This window comes from Streptomyces aureocirculatus, assembly GCF_000720475.1.
GTDB classification, from domain to species: domain Bacteria; phylum Actinomycetota; class Actinomycetes; order Streptomycetales; family Streptomycetaceae; genus Streptomyces; species Streptomyces aureocirculatus.
Window position 1 is genome coordinate 407,757 of sequence record NZ_JOAP01000005.1, and the last position, 21,264, is coordinate 429,020.

Consider the following 21,264-nt stretch of genomic DNA (forward strand, 5'->3'; position numbering starts at 1 on the left):
TGCGCGCCGGGCTCGCGATTGACCGGAACGAGGGAACGGGGCGTTCCTCCGTGCGGTCACCTCTTGGCTTCCGGATCCTGTCCCTCGTCGTACGAGGACGTGCCCGAGTCGAGCAGCGGCTCCTGGCTCTTGAGGTGGGCGGGGGCGAACGCCCGCAGCACGTGGTAGCCGGTGATGACGACGATCGTGCCGAGCGCGATGCCGCTCAGCGAGAAGTTGTCGGTGAACTTCAGCGAGACGTTGCCGACGCCGATGATGATGCCCGCGGCCGCGGGCACCAGGTTCAGCGGATTGCGCAGATCCACCCCGGCGTTGATCCAGATCTGTGCGCCGAGCAGGCCGATCATGCCGTACAGGATGACGGTGATGCCGCCGAGCACGCCGCCGGGGATCGCGGCGACGACCGCGCCGAACTTCGGACACAGGCCGAAGAGCAGGGCGAACGCGGCGGCGGCCCAGTACGCGGCGGTGGAGTAGACGCGGGTCGCGGCCATCACGCCGATGTTCTCGGAGTACGTGGTGTTGGGCGGGCCGCCGACCGCGGTGGAGAGCACGGAGGCGGCGCCGTCGGCGGAGATCGCCGTACCGAGCTTGTCGTCGAGGTTGTCGCCCGTCATCTCGCCGACGGCCTTCACATGCCCCGCGTTCTCCGCGACCAGCGCGATCACGACCGGCAGCGCCACGAGGATCGCCGACCACTCGAAGCTCGGCCCGTGGAACGACGGCAGTCCGATCCAGTCCGCGTGCCCGACCCCGGACAGGTCGAGGCGCCAGTGGTCGGTGACCTGGCCGGAGCCGTCCGCGGAGTGGATCCTGCCGAAGACCGTGTCGAGCAGCCAGGAGAACGCGTACCCGAAGATCAGGCCGAGGAAGATCGCCACCCGGGACCAGAAGCCGCGCAGGCAGACCACGGCCAGACCGGTGAACAGCATGACGCACAGCGCCGTCCACTGGTCCTGCGGCCAGTAGGTGGCGGCCGTGACCGGCGCCAGATTGAACCCGATCAGCATCACGACCGCGCCCGTGACGATCGGGGGCATCGCCGCGTGGATGATGCGCGCCCCGAACCGCCGCACCGCCAGCCCCACCAGGAACAGCGCCGCGCCGACCACGAGGACGGCGCCCGTCACCGTCGCGCTGGAGCCGCCCTGCGCCCGGATCACGGCGGCCACGCCCACGAAGGACAGGGAACAGCCGAGGTAGCTGGGCACCCGGCCGCGCGTGGCGAGCAGGAAGATGACGGTCGCGACGCCCGACATCATGATCGCGAGGTTCGGGTCGAGGCCCATCAGGACCGGGGCGACGAACGACGCCCCGAACATCGCCACCACGTGCTGGGCGCCGAGGCCGAACGTCCGGGGCCAGGAGAGCCGTTCGTCGGGGCGGACGACGGCTCCGGGCGCGGGGGTGCGTCCGTCTCCGTGCAGTCTCCAGCGCACGCCGAGGTCCATGGTGAGTTCGCTTTCTGTGCGCGGGACGAGCGGTGCCGTCGCGAGGACGTCCTGAGTCGTCGCCAGGACGCTGTGTCGTCGCGAGGACGCTGTGTCGTCGCGAGGACGCTGTGTCGTCATGTCGACGATCAGCGTCGACATGTTAATGCGACGTAAGTGCGCTTCCTCGCCAGCTCCCCCCGGTACGGCGTCCCGTGCCGAAGCCGGAGACGCCGTACCGGTGGCCCGCGCATGCCGTCAGGCCTTGCGTGCCGTCAGGGTTTGCGTGCCGTCAGGCCTTGCGGTTCACCGGGGGCGTCTCGTCCGCCGCTCCCGGCCACACCGCCGGCCGCCCGTCCGTGCGCAGGACGCCCGCGAACGCGACGAGCCCGCACGCGAGGACCGTGACCAGGCCGAACGACACCACCAGGCTGGTCGCGTCGGCCAGGGTGCCGATCGCGGACGGCGCGATCAGACCGGAGGTGTAGGTGATGGTGGCGACACCCGCGATGGCCTGGCTGGGGTTGGGGCCCGCGCGTCCGGCCGCGGCGAACGCCAGCGGGACGACCACCGCGATACCGAGGCCCATCAGCGCGAAGCCGGTCATGGCCACGGCCGGGTGCGGCGCCACCACCACGAGCAGTCCGCCGAGCGCCGCGAGCCCGCCGCCCACGCGCACCGTGCGCACGGACCCGAACCGGTCCACCACCTTGTCGCCCGCGAACCGGGCGATCGCCATCGTCAGCGTGAACCCGGTGGTGCACGCCGCCGCGAGCCCCGCCGAACTGTCGAGCACATCCTTGAGGTACACCGCCGACCAGTCCAGGCTCGCGCCCTCCGCGAACACGGCGCAGAACCCGACCGCGCCGATGAGCAGCGCCGACTTGGGCGGCAGGGCGAAGCGCGGCGGCGGCTCCTCGTCGGGCGTGCTGCGCAGGTCCAGGACGCCCTGGCAGGCCAGGAGGCCCAGCGTGGTCAGGACGGCGGCGGCGAACAGGTGGTGCACCCGGGCGTCCGTGCCCAGGTGCGCGGCGACGGTGCCGCCCGCCGAGCCGATGAGGGCGCCCGCGCTCCACATGCCGTGCAGGCCCGACATGATGGACTTGTCCATCCGGTTCTCGATCTCCACGCCGAGCGCGTTCATCGCCACGTCCGACATGCCCGACGTCGCCCCGTACACGAACAGGGCCGCGCACAGCGTGACCAGGTTCGGTGCGAGCGCGGGGAGCGTGAGCGAGAGCGTCCACAGCGCGAGCAGTCCGCGCAGCGCCGCGCGGGCGCCGAAGCGATGGCTCACCCAGCCCGCGAGGGGCATCGCCACCGAGGCGCCGATCGCGGGGAAGGCGAGCGCGAGGCCGAGCAGCCCCGCGCTGACTCCCGCGTGGTCCTGGATCCACGGCACCCGGGTCGCGAACGACCCCGTGACCGCTCCGTGCACGCAGAAGATGACGGCGACGGCGATTCGCGCCCGCCGGACCTGCTGCTTGCCGTAGACCGCTTGCCCCTGCGGGCCCTGTCCGCTCATCCGCTCTCCACCCCTCACACGGTCCCGTCCCGGACCGCCGCAGTAAACTATCAGGAACCCTGCCTGATAAAAGAGGTTCAGGGAACTGACATTCGCGCCGGATGTGTCCGGGCCGACGACGCAACCGGCGGTCCCGGGCGGCGCGAGCGCTGTGGAAGGATCCCGCCATGCCCGCATCACCGAGCACCGCACGGGCCATCAACGACCGGCTCGCGCTGCGTCTGCTGCAGCGTGAGGGGCCGCTGACGGCGGGGCAGTTGAAGCAGCTCACCGGCCTGTCCCGGCCCTCCGTCGCCGACCTCGTCGAGCGTCTTCAGGACTCCGGTCTGATCACCGTGGTGGGTGAGGCGGGGGAGCGGCGCCGGGGCCCGAACGCCCGTGTGTACGGGATAGTCGCCGACCGGGCCCACCTGGCCGCGATAGACGTCCGTACCGAGGGCGTCTCGGTGGTCGTCGCCGATCTGCTCGGCGCGCCACTGGCGGAGGCGTCCCTGCCGATAGGCGGCGGCACCCGCACCGGAGCCGCCGTGGAGCGGGCCGTGGCCCTCGTCGAGCGCACGGCCCGAGCGGGCGGGGCGGGCAGGCTGCACACGGTGGGCGTCGGCGCCCCCGGCCTCGTCGACCCCGCTACCGGTGATCTGCGCGACTCGGCGGGCCTTCCGGCCTGGCACCGGCGCCTGGTCGCGGCGCTCACCGAACGGCTCCCCGCACGCATCCTGGTGGAGAACGAGACCAACCTCGCCGCCCGCGCGGAACAGCGCGACGGTGCCGCGCACGACCGGGACACATTCGTCCTGCTGTGGCTCGGCGCGGGCACGGGCGCCGCCGTCGTCCTCGACGGCGTCCTGCGCCGCGGTGCCTCCGGCGGTACGGGCGAGATCGGCTTCCTGCCCGTCCCCGGAACCGGCGGGCTGCCCTCCGCGACCGCGTGCGACGGTGGCTTCCACTCCCTCGCCGGGTCGACGGCTGTCGAGGAGCTGGCCGCCGACCACGGCCTGAAGGCGACGCCCGACGGCCACGAACTCCCCGCCGCCGCACTCGTCCGCCACGCCGCCGAGTCCGGGCACGCCCCCTTCCTCGACGCCCTCGCCGACCGCGTGGCCATCGCCGCGGCATCCGTGACCGCCGTCCTGGATCCCGGCTGCGTGATCCTCGGCGGCGAACTGGGCCGCGCCGGGGGCGAGGCACTCGCGACCCGGGTCGGGACGCGCGTGGCCGCGATGTCCCCCCTCCGTACGGAGGTGCGCGCCACCACCCTCGGCGGCACGGCGGTCCTGCGCGGCGCCCTGCTCACCGCGCGGGACGCGGCTCAGGAGGAGGTGTTCTCACCGGGGGCGTGAGGTCACCGACTGCCGCTCCGCGGGGGCGGGGCCGGGCCGAACCGGTGTGGAGCCCGGCGGCGGGGCAAGGGCACGTCAACCCGCCGCCGGGCGTTTGTGGGGGGCGGTGACAGCTCGGTACGCCGAACGGTCACCGCCCCGGGATCAAGCGGGGTCAGCAGGCGCCCAGGTCCTGCCACACGCCCCACTGGCCGGTGGAGCCGGGCTCCTCGCCCTTCGTCCACCACTTGGACTTCCAGGTGTGCGACTTGTGGGACACGGTCGTCCCCGATCCGTACTCGGACGTCGCGCCCCAGGTGGGTGCGGTGCACTTGGCGGGCGGGTCCGTCGGGCCGGGCGGGTCCGTCGGGCCCGGTGGGTCGGTGGGTCCGGGGCCCGTGCCGGGCTCGACCACGGTCGTGCCGCGGGCCAGGTCACCGGCGAGGGCGTACTTGGTGCCGCCGATGTCCACCGTCCAGTTCGACGGCGTCGACACCGGCAGGTAGTAGTTGAACGACAGGTCCACGGACGCGCCGGGCGCCAGCGTCTGCCAGGCGGGCAGCTTCAGCGAGACACGGTTGAAGTCGCCCTTCAGACCGCCGACGTTGCTGCCCGTGTGTCCTGTGCTGATCACCTTCGTGCCGAAGCCGGACTGGTCGGAGGCGTTGGCGGGCGCCGAGGTCCCGTAGTCGAACTGGAACTCCGTGCCGCCGGGCAGCGTCGCCCTCGTGTTGTTGGTGATCTTCAGCTTGGGCGTGATCGGGTAGTTGGAGTCACCGAGCTTGAACTCGCCGAACTCCACCCCGATGTTCACGGCCTTGGCGGGCAGGTCCTTGCCCGCGACCTTCGCGCCGTAGGGTGCCGCCGACTTGAACTTCTCGTACATCGCCGTCGTCAGCGTGTCGCCGATCTCGTACTGGCCCTTGGCGGAGTTGTACGAGTAGTCGCCCGCGAGCTCCCACACCATCGTGCCGCCGATGCCCTTGTCCACCACGTAGTCGGCCTTGGCCTTCACCGACTGCTCGTCCTCGGTGGACAGGAAGACCTTCTTCTCGGCGTTCCACAGCCAGGGCGCGACCAGCGTCGAGTCGTACTTGCGGGCGTAGGAGCCGGTGAGCCTGGTGTCGGCGGCGAAGCCGTACTTGGTCACATAGTCCCCGACGACGCCCTTCTCCAGGTTCTTGGCGTGCCACATCGGGTTGGAGCCCGCCGGGGACTCCTTGCCGTTGTCGTCCTTGTCGTGCCAGAGGTTGTCGATGCCGACGGCGCCGTCACCGCACTTGGTGAGCCCGGAACCGGCGGGGCAGTTCGTCGCGGCCGCCTTGCCCCACAGGCCGTCCGTGCCGCCCTGCACGTTCTTGAAGCCGCGCGTGTAGTAGGGCAGCCCGATGTTGATGCGCCCCGCGGGCATCGAGCCGCGGAAGTAGTGGTAGGCCCAGTCGGTGTTGAGGTACCCGACACCGCCGTACTGCTGGCTGCCGTACACCCCCGCGGCCGCGAGCTCCGCGTCCTTGCCGTCGTCGTACAGGGAGGCGTTCGGGCCGACGTACTCGTTCCAGGCGCCGTGCAGGTCGTACGACATGATGTTGACGTAGTCCAGGTACTTCTGGACCTGGAACGTCTCCATGCCGCGCAGCAGATAGCCGGACGACGGCGCGGCGACGGTCAGCAGGTAGTGCCTGCCGTCGGCGGCACCGGCCCGGTCCAGCTTCTCGCGCAGTGTCTTCATCAGGACGGCATAGCCCTTGACCAGGCCCGCGCGGCGGGCGTTGGCGAGCTGCCAGTCCAGCGGGTTGCCCGCGTCCTTCATCGTCGTCGGGTACTCGTAGTCGATGTCGACGCCGTTGAAGCCGTACTTCTTTATGAAGGCGACGGTGGAGTCCGCGAAGGTCTCGATGCCCGCCTGGTTCACCGAGCCGTCCGCGTTGGTGGCCATGGAGTAGAAGCCGCCGGAGCCGACGCGCTTGCCGTCGTCGCCGATGTAGCCGCCGGTCTCGGCCCAGCCGCCCACCGACACCATCGTCTTGACGTTCGGGTGCTTCTTCTTGAACTTATTCAGCAAATTGAAGTGACCCTTGTAGGCGAAGGCGGGGTCCATCTCCGCGCCCGCGACGCCCGGCCAGGTCATTCCGGTGGCGGCGTTCTTCTCGCCGTCACCGCCCACGGAGATCTTGTTGTCGCTCCCGATGTGTGCGAAGGCGTAGTTGAGGTGGGTGACCTTGTCCCAGGGGATGTCGGAGGCGAGGTAGGCGGGCTCGCCGTTCTTGCCGGTGCGCCAGCCGGTGAAGTAGCCGATGACGCGGCGCTGGTGGTCGGCGCCCATCTTCTCGCGTCCTTCGGCGTCGTACACGGAGCAGTAGGGGACGTCCACGCCGGGGGTCTGATAGAGGCCGTCGGGCCTGCAGGACGCGTCGTCGGCGGCGTGCGAGGTCGTCGCGGCGAGGGTGCTCATCAGCAGACCGGCGACCGCGGCGCCTGCTGCCAGGAGCGTGGCTCTCGCTCGGGTGGGGGTGGGCACGTCGGTTCCTCCTGGGGAGGCTCGGTGTCGCACAGCGAACGGGGACGGTGGCCCACGGTGTGCGCACACCGGACGGGCTTCTCCTCGGAGTGACGCAGACGTTAAAAGGACTAGACCAGTGCGTCAATAGGTATGGACCAAACCGCCTCCCCGAGTGGTGGGGAGATCCTGTGAGCCAGCCCACAGGATCTCGCCCGCACGGCCGTGACCAGGCGTGGCACACTGGTTGCGTACCAGTAGCAGCGCACTCCGGGGTCGGTGTAATTCCGAACCGGCGGTTACAGTCCGCGACCCGGCCGCCTCCAGCGGTCGGTTGACCAGGTGAAATTCCTGGACCGACGGTGAAAGTCCGGATGGGAGGCAGTGCGCGGCGAGCGGGCACACGCATGGAGATCCATGCGTGGGCGTCGTCCTCGCCGTAGTGGCTCGGTTCCGCGAGGGACCGGTCTCTTTCGGCGTCGGCGAACCCGGCGATCAGCGATGACGCCGATCCACCCGCTCGTACGTGTCGATGTCATGTCATCGACGAGCCCCGGAGTCCGTGCCCGAAGAGGCAGGAGGACCCGGTGGCCACCGCAGCCGAAACGACCGCCATGCGGCGCGCTCTCGCGCTCGCCGCGCGCGGACTCGGCTTCACAAGCCCCAACCCGGTCGTCGGCTGCGTCGTCCTCGACGCCACCGGAGCGAGCGTCGGCGAGGGCTACCACCAGCGGGCGGGCGGCCCGCACGCCGAGGTGCACGCGCTGCGCGCGGCCGGCGACAAGGCCCGTGGCGGCACCGCCGTCGTCACCCTCGAACCCTGCAACCACACCGGCCGCACCGGCCCCTGTGCCCAGGCCCTCCTCGACGCCGGGATCGCCCGCGTGGTGTTCGCCGTCGGCGACCCCACCCCGGACGCGACCGGCGGCGCGGCCACCCTGCGCGCGGCCGGCGTCGACGTCGAGTCCGGGCTGCTCGCCGAGGAGGCGGAGACCGGCAACGCCGCGTGGCTGACCTCGGTACGCACCGGCCGCCCCCACGTCACCTGGAAGTACGCGGCCACGCTCGACGGCCGAGTCGCCGCCGCCGACGGCACCAGCCGCTGGATCAGCTCCGCTCAGTCACGCGCCGATGTGCACCGGCTGCGCGCCGAGTGCGACGCCGTCGTCGTCGGCTCCGGCACCCAGCGCGCCGACGACCCCCATCTGGCGGTGCGCGGCCCCCTCCTCGCCGAGGGCGCCCCACAGCCCCTGCGCGTCGTCGTCGACACCCACGGCACCGCGGTGCGCCCCGGCGCCCGCGTCCTGGACGACGCGGCACCCACCCTGGTGGCGGTGGCGGAGGACACCCCGGCGCTGCCCGGCGTGGACACCGTCCACCTCCCGTACGCGGACCCGGGCGGCCCGGAACTCCCGTACGCGGACCGGGGCGGCCCGGAACTTCCGTACGCGGACCGGGGCGGCCCGGAACTTCCGTACGCGGACCGGGGCGGCCCGGAACTTCCGTACGCGGACCGCGGCGGCGACGCCGGGCTCCCGCGCGGAGGTCGCGGTGGCGCCGAAGCGGCCCCGACGGGCGGCGGCGCCCCGCGTGGCCGCCGCGGTCGCGGGGGTCGCGGAGGTCGCGGAGGTCGCGGAGGTCTCGACGTGCACGCGCTGCTCGCGGCCCTGCACGCCCGCGGAGTGCGGTCCGTGCTTCTCGAAGGCGGTCCGACCCTCGCCGGGGCCTTCGTGGCCGCGGGCGCGGTCGACCGTGTCGTCGGCTATCTCGCGCCCGCGCTGCTCGGCGCGGGCCCCGCGGCCCTCACCGGCGGCGGAATCACCACCCTCACCGAAGCGTTGCGCCTCGACGTGCGCGAGTGCGTGGCGCTCGGACCCGATCTGCGTATCACCGCGACCGTCGCGGCCCACGGAACGAAGGAGCACTGAGTGTTCACCGGAATCGTCGAAGAGCTGGGCGAAGTCACCGCCGTGGAGAACCTGCACGACGCGTCCCGCTTCCGGCTGCGCGGTCCCGTCGTCACCGACGGCGCGAAGCACGGCGACTCCATCGCCGTGAACGGCGTGTGTCTGACGGTCGTCACGCTCGACGGCGACGAGTTCACCGCCGACGTCATGGCCGAGACGCTCGACCGGTCCAGCCTGGGCGCCCTCGTACCCGGCTCGAAGGTCAACCTGGAACGCCCGACGGCCGTCGGCGCCCGCCTCGGCGGACACATCGTGCAGGGCCACGTCGACGGCACCGGCACGCTCGTCGACCGCAAGGCCTCCGAGAACTGGGAGATCGTCAAGGTCTCGCTGCCCGGCCCACTCGCCCGCTACGTCGTCGAGAAGGGCTCCATCACCGTCGACGGCGTGAGCCTGACCGTCGTCGACGCCGGACCCGACTACTTCACCATCAGCCTGATCCCCACGACGCTCGCCCTGACCACGCTCGGCAGCAAGCAGCCCGGCGACCCGGTCAACCTGGAGGTCGACATCGTCGCCAAGTACGTCGAGCGGCTGCTCGGCACCCGCGCCGAAGCGCCGGCCGAAGCCCCCGCCGAAGCCTTCGCCGACGCCCCCGCCGGGGCCGCGGCGGTTGCCGGGGAGGCCGGGCGATGAGCACGTTCGACTGGCTGAACTCCGAGGCCTTCGCGGCCTTCGGCCAGCACATCATGTGGTCCGACATGGTCGGCAACAGCATCGGCCTGATCGCCCTCGCGCTCGGCTGGCGCCGCTCGGTGTGGACCTGGCCCGCGCAGTTCCTGTCCGGCGTCGTCCTCGTCGCCGCGTACGCCTCCGCGCAGTTGTCCGGCGGAGTCGGCAAGCAGCTCCTCGTCATCGGCGTCGCCGTCTGGGGCTGGCAGCAGTGGACGCGGGGCACGCGGCGCGCGCAGGACGGCACCATCGCCGTGCGCTTCGCCACCTGGAAGGAGCGCGGCGTCCTGCTCGGCGGCACCGCCGTCGGCACCCTCGCGGTCGGCACGCTCTTCACCGCCGTGCCCGACCTGTCCTGGAACCCCTGGCCGGACGCCTACATCTTCGTCGGCACGCTCGCCGCGATGGTCGCCCAGGCACGCGGCCTCGTCGAGTTCTGGTTCGCCTGGCTGCTCGTCGACCTCGTGGGCGTGCCCCTGGCGTTCTCCAGCGGCCTCGCCTTTTCCGGTCTTGTGTACGTCGTCTATCTCGCCCTCGTCCTGTGGGGCATGCGCGACTGGTGGCTGCGCTCGCGGCAGACCGCCGGGCAGCAGCAGCCCGCTCTGGAAGGAGCCCCGGCATGACCGCTCACCAGACCCCCGCCGCCCCCCTGGCCGAGGCGCGGCACCCCGCGCGCCCGGCCTACTACACGGCCGACAACACCGAGGACCTCTGCCTCGACCCGGTGGAGATGGCGATCCGCGACATCGCCGCGGGCCGGCCCGTCGTGGTCGTCGACGACGAGGACCGCGAGAACGAGGGCGACCTCGTGATCGCCGCCGAGAAGGCGACGCCCGAAATAGTCGCCTTCATGATGAGCGAGTGCCGCGGTCTGATCTGCGCGCCCATGGAAGGCGACGAACTCGACCGGCTCCAACTGCCGCAAATGGTCGAGAACAACACCGAGTCGATGAGCACGGCCTTCACCGTCTCCGTCGACGCGAGCGGCGCGCACGGCGTCACCACCGGCATCTCCGCCGCCGACCGCGCCACCACCCTCCAGCTCCTGGCGGGCGGGAAGGCCGGCGCCGGTGACTTCGTCCGGCCGGGACACATCTTCCCGCTGCGCGCCAAGGAGGGCGGCGTCCTGGTGCGCGACGGCCACACCGAGGCCGCCGTCGACCTCGCCCGGCTCGCGGGACTGCGCCCCGCGGGCGCGATCGTGGAGATCGCGGGCGAGGACGGCCGGATGCTGCGCCTGCCCGAGCTGATCCCGTTCGCCCGCAGGCACGGCCTGACGATCATCTCCATCGAGGACCTGATCGCCTACCGCCGCACCGCCGAGCCCACCGTGCGCCGTGAGGCCGAGGTCCGGCTGCCCACGACGTTCGGCGAGTTCACCGCGTACGGCTACCGCTCAACCGCCGACGGCGTCGAGCACGTCGCCCTGGTCCACGGCGACATCGGCACCGGCGACGACGTGCTCGTACGCGTCCACTCCGAGTGCCTGACCGGCGACGTCTTCCACTCCCTTCGCTGCGACTGCGGCCCGCAACTGGACGAGTCCATGCGGCGCATCACCGACGAGGGGCGCGGCGTCGTCGTCTATCTGCGCGGCCACGAGGGCCGCGGCATCGGCCTGCTCTCCAAGCTGCGCGCCTACGAACTCCAGGAGCGCGGCAGCGACACCCTGGACGCCAACCTCGAACTCGGCCTGCCCGCCGACGCCCGCGACTACGGCGCCGGCGCCCAGATCCTGGAGGACCTCGGCGTACGCGGCCTGCGGCTCCTGACCAACAACCCGGACAAGGTCGACGCCCTCGCCCGGCACGGCCTGAAGGTCACGGCGCGCGAGCCCATGCCGGTCACCGTCGGCGAGCACAACCTGCGCTACCTGCGCACCAAGCGGGACCGCATGGGCCACGACCTGCCCTGGCTCGACACCCCCGACATGTCGGCCTGCGGCAACCAGTAGCCACACCACCATCCGTTATTCGAAACAGACCTCAGCAGACCTCAGCAGACCTCAGCAGACCTCTAGGAGAAGCGCGTGAGCGGCAAGGGTGCCCCCGAACTGAGCGTGAAGAACTGTGGCGACCTGCGCGTCGCCGTCGTCGCCGCCCTGTGGCACGAGAAGGTCATGGACGGCCTCGTCGACGGCGCGCTGCGCGCCCTGCACGAGCTCGGCATCGACGAGCCGACCCTCCTTCGCGTGCCGGGCAGTTTCGAGCTGCCCGTCGTCGCCAAGGTCCTCGCGGGCCGCGGCTACGACGCGATCGTGGCCCTCGGCGTCGTCATCCGCGGCGGCACCCCGCACTTCGAGTACGTGTGCCAGGGCGTCACGCACGGCCTCACCCAGGTGTCGGTGGACACCGGTGTGCCCATCGGCTTCGGCGTGCTGACCTGCGACACCGAGGAGCAGGCACTGGACCGCGCGGGCATCGAGGGCTCCACCGAGGACAAGGGCCACGAGGCGGTCACCGCCGCCGTGGCCACCGCGGCCACACTGCGTACCGTCTCCGAGCCCTGGCGGTAAGCGGCAGGGCGCGGACGCGTAGAGTAAGCCCCATCATGTCCAAGAAGACTTTCGAGGAACTCTTCACCGAGCTCCAGCACAAGGCCGCCAACGGCGACCCCGCCACCTCACGCACCGCGGAACTGGTGGACAAGGGCGTCCATGCCATCGGCAAGAAGGTCGTCGAGGAGGCCGCCGAGGTCTGGATGGCCGCCGAGTACGAGGGCAAGGAAGCGGCCGCCGAGGAGATCTCACAGCTCCTGTACCACGTACAGGTGATGATGGTCGCCCGCGGCATCTCCCTCAACGACGTGTACGCCCACCTCTAGAGCGTGCGCTCACCCCACCGCAGTCACGCTTCACCGCAGTCACTCCGCACGCAGTCACTCCTCACGCAAAGGAATCCGTCCTCATGCTGCGCATCGCCGTCCCCAACAAGGGTTCACTGTCCGGACCTGCGTCGGCGATGCTGCATGAGGCCGGCTACCAGCAGCGCAAGGAGTCCAAGGAACTCGTCCTCGTGGACCCCGAGAACGAGGTCGAGTTCTTCTACCTGCGCCCGCGCGACATCGCGATCTACGTCTCGTCCGGCAAGCTCGACATCGGCATCACCGGACGTGACCTGCTGATCGACTCCGGCGCCAACGCCGAGGAGATCCTGCCGCTCGGCTTCGCCCGCTCCACCTTCCGCTTCGCCGCCAAGCCCGGCACCGCGCAGGGCATCGACGACCTGGCGGGCCGCACGGTCGCCACCTCCTACGAGGGCATCGTCGCCAAGCACCTCGCCGACAGCGGTATCGACGCCTCCGTCATCCACCTCGACGGCGCCGTCGAGACCGCCATCGAGCTGGGCGTCGCCCAGGTCATCGCGGATGTCGTCGAGACCGGCACCAGCCTGCGCAACGCGGGCCTCGAAGTCTTCGGCGAGCCGATCATGAAGTCCGAGGCCATCGTCATCCGGCGCACCGGCGCCGGGACCGACGACCCGAAGGTGCAGCAGTTCCTGCGCCGCCTCCAGGGCGTCCTGGTCGCCCGGACGTACGTGATGATGGACTACGACTGCCGTGCCGAGCACCTGGAGCAGGCCGTCGCCCTCACCCCGGGCCTGGAGTCGCCCACCATCTCGCCGCTGCACAACGAAGGCTGGGTCGCGGTGCGCTCCATGGTCCCCACCAAGGACGCCCAGCGGGTCATGGACGACCTGTACTCCATCGGCGCGCGGGCCATCCTGACCACCGCCATCCACGCCTGCCGCCTCTGACCGTGCCGGAGAGCGCCGCCATGCCAGACAAGACCGTGCAACCCGGGCCGCAGGACCGGCCCGCCCTGCCCGTCACGTTCCGGCCCGCACGGACGCGGGCGGTCCTGCTCACCGCGGGGGTCACGATCCTCGTGGTCCTCGCCGTGATCGCCATGCTGCTGCCCAACCTCAGCCCGGGGGAGCGGACCAGTTTCGTCTTCACCGGCGCGCTGCTGCTCGGCGTCCTCGTCCTGCTGAGCAGGCCGAAGGTGGTCGCCGACGAAACGGGCGTGACCGTGGTCAACATCGCCACGAGCCGCCGCCTGGAGTGGGCCGAGATCGTACGGGTCAACCTGCGCCCCGGCGACCCCTGGGTGTTCCTCGACCTCACCGACGGCACCAGCCTGCCCGCCCTCGGCATCCAGCCCGGCATCGCGAGGCAGCGCGCCGTGAGCGACGCCCGCGCGCTGCGGGCCCTCGCCGACGAGCGCGCGGGCCGCGAAAGCGGTGGCGGCACGGGACGGGGCGGCACCACCACCGACTGATGTCAGGGCCGGAAATCAGGGAGGACTCGGGGCATCCCGAACTGACGCGTCGGCGTCCGACGTGATTAACCTGGTGGCGGGGCAGGCACGACGGGCCGCCCCGCCCCCGAGGGCCGGCGCGGCCCGACCGGGGCTCCTGCTACCGAGGAGTGACACCCTCCGGCGATGGACGGATCGTCCTGTAGTACGTGCGCCGCCCCCTCCCCGCAACCGGGCATCCGATTCCCGGACGAGGCGGCGGCATCATGACCATCCCCTTGCTGCTCCTCGCGGCGGCCTTCCTGCTGATCCTCGCCAACGGCTTCTTCGTGGCGGCCGAGTTCGGCCTCGTCACCGTGGAGCGGCCGGACGCCGAGAAGGCCGCCGCCGACGGCGACGCCCGGGCACACCGGGTCGTCGCCGCCCTGAAGGAGCTCTCCTTCCAGTTGTCGGGCACCCAGCTCGGCATCACCATCACCTCGCTCGTCATCGGCATGCTCGCCGAACCGGCCCTCGCGCACGTCCTGGCGGGCCCGTTCACCTCCGCGGGCCTGCCGCACGGCGCGGTCCCCGGGGTCTCGGTGGCCATCGGCATGCTGCTCGCGTCCGCCGTGCAGATGGTGATCGGCGAACTGGTGCCCAAGAACTGGGCGGTGTCGCGGCCGCTTCAGGTCGCGCGGTTCGTGGTGGGCCCCCAGCACGCCTTCGCACGGCTGTTCCGGCCGGTGATCGCCTCGCTGAACGCCGTCGCGAACCGCCTTGTGCGGGCCTTCGGAGTCGAGCCCGCCGAGGAGCTCGCCTCCGCCCGCACCCCCGGCGAACTCGTCTCCCTGGCCCGGCACTCGGCCCGCGCGGGCACGCTGGAGCAGGACACCGCCGACCTGTTCGTCCGCACACTCTCGCTCGGCGAACTCACCGCGCAGCACGTGATGACGCCCCGCGTGAAGGTCAGCGCCCTGCAGTCGTCGGCGACCGCCGAGGACGTGGTCAACCTCACCCGCGCCACCGGCCTGTCCCGCTTCCCGGTCTACCGGAACCGCATCGACGAGATCGTCGGCATGGTCCACCTCAAGGACGCCCTCGCGGTCCCCGCGCACGAGCGGCTGCGCACCCCCGTGGGACGCGTCGCCAAGCCGCCGCTGCTCGTCCCGGAGACGCTGCCCGTGCAGCCCCTCCTGGAGCGACTGCGCAGCGAACAGCCGATCGCGGTCGTCGTCGACGAGTACGGCGGCACGGCGGGCGTCGTCACCCTGGAGGACATCGTCGAGGAACTCGTCGGCGAGGTCCGCGACGAGCACGACCACGCCGAGGACCTGCCCGAACTCGCCGCCGTCCCGTCCGAGGACGGCAGGCCCGCGTGGGACGCCGACGGCGGCTGCCGCGTCGACATCCTGCGGCGCGTGGGCCTGGATGTGCCCGAAGGCCCCTACGAGACCGTGGCAGGCCTGGTCGCCGACCTGCTCGGCCGCATCCCCGCCCCCGGCGACCACGCCGAACTCCCCAACTGGCGGCTCTCGGTGCGCCAGGTCGGGCACTACCGCGCGGAGCGGGTGCGCCTGGTGCGGACCGGGGCCCCCGAGGGGGCCCTCGCGGGCGGGGCGGTGAGGACGGTCATCGGTGCGCGTGGGCTCTCCGGGGCCGCCGGGCCCGGTGAGTCCGGTGCGGCCGCTCGGACCGGTGAGTCCGGTGAGTCAGGTGAGGCCGCTCGGGACGACGGGGTTCGGGGCCCGGTCGGTGCCGGGGCCGTGGAGGTGGTGTCGTGAGCCTGCTTCAGCTCCTCTTCGCCCTGCTCCTGGTGCTCACCAACGGCTTCTTCGTAGGAGCCGAGTTCGCCCTGGTGTCGGTACGCCGCAGCCAGATCGAACCGCTGGGCTCCAAGCGGGCCAGGCAGGTTCTGTACGGCCTGGAGCACCTGCCGCAGATGATGGCCGCCGCCCAGTTCGGCATCACCGTCTGCTCGCTGACCCTCGGCGCCGTCGCGGAGCCGACCGTGGCGCGTCTCCTTGAGCCGCTCTTCCACGCGGTCCAACTGCCCGAGGGCATGATCCACCCCCTCGGGTATGTGATCGCGCTCGCCGTCGTCGTCTTCCTCCACCTCGTCATCGGCGAGATGGTCCCGAAGAACCTCGCGATGGCCGCGCCCGAGCGGACCGCGCTGTGGCTCAGCCCGGGCCTTGTCGCCTTCGCCCGTCTGTGCCGCCCGGTCACGGCGGCGCTCGGCGCCTGCGCCCGGCTGATCCTGCGGCTCTTCAAGGTCGAGCCGAAGGACGAGGTGGAGGCGGTCTTCACCAGCGTCCAGCTCGGTCGTCTCGTGGAGGACGCGGGCCAGGCGGGCCTCATCGACCCACGGGCACAGGAACGACTTGAGGACGCCCTGGGACTGGCCTCGCACCCGGTCACGGACGTCCTGCTGGACGGCGCGTCCCTCGTCACCGTCGACCCCTCGGTCACCCCCGCGCAGGTGGTGGAGCTCACCGGCCGCACGGGCTACTCACGGTTCCCGGTCCGCGCGGAGAACGGGGTCTTCATGGGATATCTGCACGTGAAGGACGTCCTGGACCTGGAGGACACCGACCGCGCGGTCCCCCAGCACGTCTGGCACCAGATGGCGACCCTGCGTGCCGAACTCCCCCTGGACGACGCCCTGACCGTGATGCGGCACGCGGCGACGCATCTGGCCCAGGTCGCCGACGCCTCCGGCAGGGTGCTCGGCCTCGTCGCCCTGGAGGACGTCCTGGAACTCCTGGTCGGCGAGGTCCGTGACCCGGCCCACCGGGTCACGGTGCCGCGGTCGGCCCGCCCGGTGCCGGACGCACACCCGGTGCGCGGGAGGGAGCTGGTGAGCTGAGCGGCCCGCCGGGCGGGGGCGTGCCGCCGCACGAGCACGCACGCCCCCGCCCCCGCCCCCGCCCGCGGGCCGCGGGGACGCCGCCCGCGTCCGCCGGGGTCAGGGCCCCGCCAGGTCCGTCGGGCCCCGCCCCGAGAGCACTTCCCCGTACGCCTGCATGAGGTCCGGCAGCCGCAGCGTCGACAGATCGGCCCGGGTCGGCGTACCCGGGTAGCCGGAGAGCCGCAGGTCGCGGTACGCGCAGCTCTTCTCGTACAGCGTCCGCAGGAACCGCCCGTTGCCCAGCTCGTCGATCCACGCCTGGTCGACCACGTGCCCGCTGACGGAGCGCAGTTCGTCGAGTGCCTCCTCGTCCCACACGTCACCGTTCTCCGCGGCGAGCACCTCCCCGATCGCCGTGAGTTCGAGCGGCCGGTACGAGGGGAAGTCGACCCGCGTCGTGAAGCGCGACGAGAGCCCGGGGTTGGCGGCGAGCAGCCGGTCCATGCCCTCGGGGTAGCCGGCGAGGATGACCACGAGGTGGTCGCGGTTGTCCTCGGCGCGCTTGAGGAGCACCTGCAGCGCCTCGTCGCCGTACGCGTCCCCCTTGCCGTACCCGGTGTTGGACAGCGAGTACGCCTCGTCGACGAAGAGGACACCGCCGATGGCCGAGTCGATCAGCTCGTTGGCCTTCACCGCGGTCTGCCCCAGGTATTCGCCGACCAGATCGGCCCGCTGCGCCTCCACGAGGTGGTCGCCGCCGAGGAGCCCGAGGGCGTAGAAGACCCGGCCGAGGATCCGGGCCACGGTGGTCTTGCCGGTGCCGGAGGGGCCTGAGAAGACGAAGTGTCGTTTCGGCGGTTGCACCGGAAGCCCCTGGGCGGCCCGCAGACGCGCCATGTTCAACTGCGCGGACAACGCCTTGACCTGGCGTTTCACGGGTTCGAGCCCGACCATGCGCTCCAGCTCGGCGAGCGCCTGCTCAAGGAGGGCGGGATCGGTGGGCCCGGACGGCAGTTGCGGGGGCGCGGGCTTGACGGGGATGACGGCCTTCTCGCGCACCCGGTCGGCGTCGGAGGGGCCGCCGCCGGTGGGCAGTTCGGGCTCGGTGACCTTGAGGTCGCGGCCCTCGGTGCCGAACAGCGCGTCCACTCCGTCGGGCCCGTCGAGCGCGTCCTGGCCCACGCCGGTGAGGGTGAGGGCGGCCAGGTCGGTGCCGTCGTCGTACCCGTCGCCCTCGGCGATGGCGGCGAGGCGCGCGGAGGTGTCCATGAAGGCGGGGTCGACCCGGTGCACCGCGCGGTACAGCGGCAGCGCGGCGGCGGTCCTGCCGGTGCCCTCGTGCGCGCGGGCCAGCCAGTAGCGCAGCTCCTTGCGCTGCGGCTGCTCGCTGCGGCACCGCATGAGGGCGGCGGAGATCAGCGGCTCGGCCTGGCCGTACATCTCCAGGCGCACCCGGGCCATGCCGCCGAAGAGGCCCGCCTCGATGCCGAGCATCGGGTCGTCCATCAGCGGCTCGGTGTGCCGCACCAACTGCTCCCAGTCCTTGACCAGGTAGGCGCGGCAGGCGTGCAGGAAGCGCACCTGTACGTCGGCGTCCACGGGCGGAAGTCCGGCGAGGGCCCGGTCGAGCTCGGGTACATGGCGTCCGTCCAGCCAGTGCGAGGCGTGCGCGAGCAGCAGGTCACGGGTGGACTCAAGGACCGGCTGCACCCACCAGCCGAGCCAGTACCAGGAGTTGAGGGTGCGGGCATGGCGGGCGCGCTGTTCGCCGAAGCGGTCCCGGTGCTGGAACATCCGAAGGAGCGCCGTCGTCGTGTCGATGCGCAGCGCGTGCAGCCCGAGCCAGCCGTCGGCCATGCCCGGGTCCATCCGCACCGCGGCCCGGAACTCCTCCTCGGCCTGCGGATAGGCGCCCATGGTGTAGGCGTCGACCCCGCGCAGCCAGGCGAGGTCGGCCGGGGCCGGAGCGCCCTGCGTGCCGAAGTCCATCACGTCCCCCACAAACCGTGCCCCCGTTTGTGTACCACCGGGCCGGTGCCCGCCGGCAACTGAGCAGAACCGCCGTGCTGTGGACGGGAGTTGACCCGGTGCGTCGTAGCCGCCGTCCGAAGTCGCACCGAGAGGCATCGTACCTGCGTGGCGGGGTTCGGCCGTAGGGTGGCGCAGCCCGGGATCGTCGGTGCGGGCCGTCTCGGGTGGCTGTCGGACCCGGCCCCGACGGTGACCCAGGGTGAGCGATTGACGGCTCGCGGCGCTCGGGAAAAGGGTCCGCAGGACAGAACGAAGCCCCCGATCACGGGGGAACAACCGGGGGCTTCGCGTCTGTCGGCGACCCGATAGGCCGCACATTGAGAACGTAAGTCCTGTAAGGCCCCCCGGTCAAGCCGAGTTGAGGCACGCGTGGAAACTGGCCACGGCGCCCGGAAGTGAGTTTCCGGAGGTTCAGCGCACTGCCGATGGGCCTTCACCCTGAGTGATGATCTGGGGTTCCGTTGCCCCCTCGGCGGGCCCCGGCAGTACCTCGTATCCCTCGGGCAACTCTCGTACGAGGAAGTCGGCGCGCCGCCGGGAGGGGTCTTCGGCGAAATGTCGTCGCTCCGCTGCTTCCCAGTTGTCCCAGAAGCCGCTCAGGGCGGGTCCGTCGCGTCGGCGTCCGCGTGCCCAGGAGGTGTCCTGGGGAAGATCCATCCACAGCAGCCCCACCAAAGACGGACGTAGCACGCGCCGACCCGAGCCGACACCCTCCATCAGAACCACGGGGGCGGCCGGCAGGGGGCGGTCGGGAGGACCGAAGCGGCGCTCGTGCCAGTCGTACGCCGCATAGCGCGCCGTCTCGCCGTGGGAGAGCGGCTCCAGGACCTGCCGCCGCAGCCGCCCCGTCCAGTCGAACAGCGCGTCGTGACTCGCCAGGTCGTCGAGGTGCAGCACCGGGGCGCCGCCGAGCGCCTCGGCGAGCCGGGCGGTGAAGGTCGACTTGCCCGAGCCCGCGTGTCCGTCGACGGCGACAAGGCGGACCGGGCCGCAGGACGGCGGCAGACGGCGCAGGGCACGGGCGAGTCGGGGGAGAGGAATGGGGCGCGAGGGAGGTGTGGGGTGGGGCGTATCGGTCATCGCCGGTCAGCCTACGGGCCGCGAGTGGGGGCGGTGCCCGTAGTGGTCCATGTGTGCGATTCAGCGCGCCGTCCCAGGTCATACCAGTGGTAGAGGCCAATATTGGTGGACGTCGACGGGGTCGCGACGCTGGCGGGCCCGACGGCCGACGGCCATAGTTGGCGCACTGTCGTGCACCTGACCATCCACGTCCGGCTGCGGCCGGAAACCATCGACCGGGGGTTCCCGTCCATGGACCGAGCTGAAGACATGTCCCGCAGAAGACTCGCCGCCGCCGCCGCGGCGGGCGTGGCGGCGGCGGCCGCGACGACCACCGCCGCCCACGCGTCCCCGGCCGGCGCTGTCCCGGCGGCCCACCACCGTCCGCCCCGTCCGCCCCGGGCCGAGCGCCTGGTGGACAACCGCTTCTGGACCTCGCGCAAGGACTGGGGTGCCGGCACGGCGAACGGCACCCGCGTCGTCGCCAAGGGCAGAGCGGGCGTCGAGATCGCCGCCCCCGCCGGGACCGAGGAGTACACCGACCCGCACACCGGCAGGGCCGCCACCTGGGAGTACGCCCGGTGGACCGGGCCCGCGCACCGCTGCGCCGTGCCCGCGACGGAGGCCATCGCCTCCTGGAACGCCCGCACCCCCACCGGCACCTGGATCCAGGTCGAGATCGAGGCCTCGTACTCCGACGGCACCACGTCCCCCTGGTACGTCCTCGGCCGCTGGAACTCCGGCGACGACCGGCAGGACGCGCGGGCCCCGGCAATTCGGCGCACCTCCGTCGACGACCAGAGCGACGGCAGGACCAGCGTGTGGACGGACACCCTGTCCGTCGACGACACGACCGGCACCCTGCGCGTGGCCGCGTACCGGTTGCGCCTGACGCTGTACCGGGAGCCGGGCAGCACGAGCACCCCCACCGTGTGGCGGCTCGGCGCGATGGCCTCCGTGGTGCCCGACCGCTTCACGGTGCCCGCGTCCGAGCCCGGCCTCGCGAGGGAGCTGACGGTGCCGCGCTATTCGCAGGAGATCCACAAGGGCCAGTACCCGGAGTACGACAACGGTGGCGAGGCCTGGTGCAGTCCCACGTCGTCGCAGATGATCCTGGAGTACTGGGGACGCGAGCCGACGGCCGACGACCTTGCCTGGGTCGATCCGGCGTACGCCGACCCGCAGGTGTGTCACGCGGCCCGGTTCACCTACGACTACCAGTACGGCGGCTGCGGGAACTGGCCGTTCAACGCCGCCTACGCGGCCACGTACAAGGACATGCAGGCCGTCGTCACCCGGCTCGGCTCGCTCACCGACCTGGAGACACTGATCCGGGCGGGCATCCCGGCCATCACCTCGCAGTCCTTCCTCAAGGAGGAGCTGACCGGGGCCGGCTACGGCACCGCGGGCCATCTGATGACCGTCATCGGCTTCACCGCGAGCGGCGACGTGATCGCCAACGACCCGGCGTCACCCAGCAACCCGGCGGTCCGCCGCGTCTACCGGCGGCGGGAGTTCGAGAACATCTGGCTCCGCACCAAGCGGAAGAACGCCCAGGGCACGGTGGTCTCCGGGACCGGCGGGGTCTGCTACCTGTACTTCCCGGTGAACCCCGGCAAGGAACAGGTGCGCGCGCTCGCCGCGGTCGGCGTGCGCTGATGAGGAAAGGCCCCGTC

Annotated in this window: 17 protein-coding genes and 1 riboswitch; of the genes, 12 read left to right on the forward strand and 5 right to left on the reverse strand. The window is 71.9% G+C overall.

From position 1 onward, the window contains the following. Positions 1-56 precede the first annotated feature (56 nt). Together IG78_RS0107075 and IG78_RS0107080 are read right to left on the reverse strand one after the other, a co-directional pair. Positions 57-1,451, reverse strand: a complete 1,395-nt coding sequence (locus IG78_RS0107075) for a uracil-xanthine permease family protein (protein ID WP_030560512.1) — start codon at positions 1,449-1,451, stop codon at positions 57-59. A 271-nt stretch (positions 1,452-1,722) separates the two neighbouring features. Continuing rightward, on the reverse strand, positions 1,723-2,955 hold the full coding sequence (locus IG78_RS0107080) for an MFS transporter (RefSeq protein ID WP_030560513.1): 1,233 nt from the start codon (positions 2,953-2,955) through the stop codon (positions 1,723-1,725). 167 nt (positions 2,956-3,122) lie between these two features. On the opposite strand from IG78_RS0107080, the gene IG78_RS0107085 reads away from it, so the two are divergent. Continuing rightward, complete coding sequence (locus IG78_RS0107085) at positions 3,123-4,295, forward strand: ROK family transcriptional regulator (protein WP_030560514.1); 1,173 nt, start codon at positions 3,123-3,125, stop codon at positions 4,293-4,295. 154 nt (positions 4,296-4,449) lie between these two features. Here IG78_RS0107085 and IG78_RS0107090 read toward each other — a convergent pair whose 3' ends face one another. Continuing rightward, on the reverse strand, positions 4,450-6,792 hold the full coding sequence (locus tag IG78_RS0107090) for a chitinase C-terminal domain-containing protein (RefSeq protein WP_030560515.1): 2,343 nt from the start codon (positions 6,790-6,792) through the stop codon (positions 4,450-4,452). Between the two features lie 240 nt (positions 6,793-7,032). Beyond that, positions 7,033-7,163, forward strand: a riboswitch (FMN riboswitch). 222 nt (positions 7,164-7,385) lie between these two features. On the opposite strand from IG78_RS0107090, the gene ribD reads away from it, so the two are divergent. The 10 genes from ribD (at position 7,386) to IG78_RS0107140 (ending at position 16,516) form a co-directional block, all read left to right on the forward strand. Next, a complete protein-coding gene (ribD, locus tag IG78_RS51130; protein WP_249926088.1) occupies positions 7,386-8,699 on the forward strand; it encodes a bifunctional diaminohydroxyphosphoribosylaminopyrimidine deaminase/5-amino-6-(5-phosphoribosylamino)uracil reductase RibD in 1,314 nt (437 codons plus the stop codon). Beyond that, positions 8,700-9,374, forward strand: a complete 675-nt coding sequence (locus IG78_RS0107100; protein WP_030560517.1) for a riboflavin synthase — start codon at positions 8,700-8,702, stop codon at positions 9,372-9,374. Continuing rightward, positions 9,371-10,033 (forward strand): nicotinamide mononucleotide transporter family protein, encoded by a 663-nt coding sequence (locus tag IG78_RS0107105; protein ID WP_030560518.1) that lies wholly within the window; start codon positions 9,371-9,373, stop codon positions 10,031-10,033. The genes IG78_RS0107100 and IG78_RS0107105 overlap by 4 nt, the downstream gene beginning before the upstream one ends. 107 nt (positions 10,034-10,140) lie before the next feature. Continuing rightward, complete coding sequence (locus IG78_RS0107110; protein WP_249926089.1) at positions 10,141-11,364, forward strand: bifunctional 3,4-dihydroxy-2-butanone-4-phosphate synthase/GTP cyclohydrolase II; 1,224 nt, start codon at positions 10,141-10,143, stop codon at positions 11,362-11,364. A gap of 75 nt (positions 11,365-11,439) precedes the next feature. Next, the gene (gene ribH, locus IG78_RS0107115; protein WP_030560520.1) at positions 11,440-11,925 is read left to right on the forward strand and encodes a 6,7-dimethyl-8-ribityllumazine synthase; all 486 of its coding nucleotides are present in this window, start codon (positions 11,440-11,442) and stop codon (positions 11,923-11,925) included. 35 nt (positions 11,926-11,960) lie between these two features. Beyond that, on the forward strand, positions 11,961-12,233 hold the full coding sequence (locus IG78_RS0107120) for a phosphoribosyl-ATP diphosphatase (protein WP_030560521.1): 273 nt from the start codon (positions 11,961-11,963) through the stop codon (positions 12,231-12,233). Between the two features lie 83 nt (positions 12,234-12,316). Further along, entirely contained in the window at positions 12,317-13,165 is an 849-nt protein-coding gene (hisG, locus tag IG78_RS0107125; RefSeq protein ID WP_030560522.1) for an ATP phosphoribosyltransferase, read from the forward strand. Positions 13,166-13,185: 20 nt separating this feature from the next. Next, positions 13,186-13,689 carry a PH domain-containing protein gene (locus tag IG78_RS0107130; protein WP_051852413.1) on the forward strand — a complete coding sequence of 168 codons (504 nt, stop codon included), beginning with the start codon at positions 13,186-13,188 and terminating at the stop codon, positions 13,687-13,689. Between the two features lie 245 nt (positions 13,690-13,934). After that, on the forward strand, positions 13,935-15,431 hold the full coding sequence (locus IG78_RS0107135) for a hemolysin family protein (RefSeq protein ID WP_078964751.1): 1,497 nt from the start codon (positions 13,935-13,937) through the stop codon (positions 15,429-15,431). After that, entirely contained in the window at positions 15,428-16,516 is a 1,089-nt protein-coding gene (locus IG78_RS0107140) for a hemolysin family protein (protein WP_030560525.1), read from the forward strand. The genes IG78_RS0107135 and IG78_RS0107140 overlap by 4 nt, the downstream gene beginning before the upstream one ends. 99 nt (positions 16,517-16,615) lie before the next feature. Here the strand turns inward: IG78_RS0107140 and IG78_RS0107145 are convergent, their stop codons facing one another. Together IG78_RS0107145 and IG78_RS0107150 are read right to left on the reverse strand one after the other, a co-directional pair. Then, complete coding sequence (locus IG78_RS0107145) at positions 16,616-18,487, reverse strand: AAA family ATPase (RefSeq protein WP_030560526.1); 1,872 nt, start codon at positions 18,485-18,487, stop codon at positions 16,616-16,618. Positions 18,488-18,940: 453 nt separating this feature from the next. Continuing rightward, positions 18,941-19,609, reverse strand: a complete 669-nt coding sequence (locus IG78_RS0107150; RefSeq protein ID WP_030560527.1) for a uridine kinase family protein — start codon at positions 19,607-19,609, stop codon at positions 18,941-18,943. A gap of 231 nt (positions 19,610-19,840) precedes the next feature. Between IG78_RS0107150 and IG78_RS0107155 the strand changes: the two genes are divergently transcribed. Beyond that, entirely contained in the window at positions 19,841-21,247 is a 1,407-nt protein-coding gene (locus IG78_RS0107155) for a C39 family peptidase (protein ID WP_030560528.1), read from the forward strand. The last annotated feature ends 17 nt before the right edge of the window (positions 21,248-21,264 follow it).